Here is a 951-nt window from a genome sequence, read left to right as displayed (position 1 = left end):
TGCCCGGATGTCGAACCCGGTTTCCTTCAGCGTCTGCATCCATTCAGCCATTCTGACTTCAGGATCGACGTGCTGTTTGGATTTTCGCGTATCCAGTGCCGCCACATCCCGGGATTTCAGCGAGGCATCTTCCCCGACGGCCTCCCGGATTGCCTGTGAGCGTCCGGAAAAGGCCTCCACCGGTACGCCCGGCATCTCCCACATACCGTGCTTACCCACCACTTCGGTTTCATAGCCCAGCGCCTCAACCTGCTCTTTCAGTTTTTCCCGGTAGAGCCTGCCAAAGGCAATCTGATTAGCGTACACATTCTCAATGAACCCCGTTTTCCCCACTTTGTCACTGCTCAGTGTCTTCCATTCGCCGTTATGCTGCGTGACATTGGCCACCACCGCATGCGTGTGTAACTGTGGTTCCTGATCGCGACTGGTGTCGTGGTTAAACAGTGCCATCACCAGATTACCGGTCAGCACCGTTTCTGACTGTCCGTCCGTCATCACCCGTGTGGAGGCCAGCGCCTCCACCTGACGAACAGCAAAGTCCACGGCCTGGTTATGTGCATCAATCAGGCGCTTATCGCCACCTAACATGGCCATCATGGAGACACTTTTGGGGGCGGAGAAGGTCAGATCGTAGCCGGGACGATGCCTGTTACTGCCATCCTGCATGCGGCTTAGATCCGCTCCGTCCGGCAGCCTGCCCTCCAGAAGACGGGTAAAAACATCCTTATCGACACTGCCCTGCAGTCCCAGCTGTTCAGCCCCCCTGCCGGCCCAGCGTTCTCCCATGCTGCCCAGCACATAGTAATTATCCTTGTCGGTATAATAGTTACCGGCACTTCCGGCCGATCTGACCTGCGCGATACTCATCATCAGAAATCATCTCCCGGCTCAACATCCTCCCCGCGCTCCCGGTGCACATTAATGTTCACCTCTTCACGACGCTGCATCTGC

1 protein-coding gene is annotated in these 951 nt (G+C 56.7%); it reads right to left on the bottom strand.

The annotated features are described in order from the left end of the window. The coding region (gene mobF, locus FTE26_RS08405) for a MobF family relaxase (protein ID WP_175297362.1) at nucleotides 1–870 on the bottom strand (870 nt) is incomplete at its 3' end. Nucleotides 871–951 lie beyond the last annotated feature (81 nt).

The organism is Escherichia sp. S10b (genome assembly GCF_028421345.1).
Taxonomy (GTDB): Bacteria; Pseudomonadota; Gammaproteobacteria; order Enterobacterales; family Enterobacteriaceae; genus ECMA0423.
This window is presented reverse-complemented; position numbering and strand designations above follow the sequence as displayed.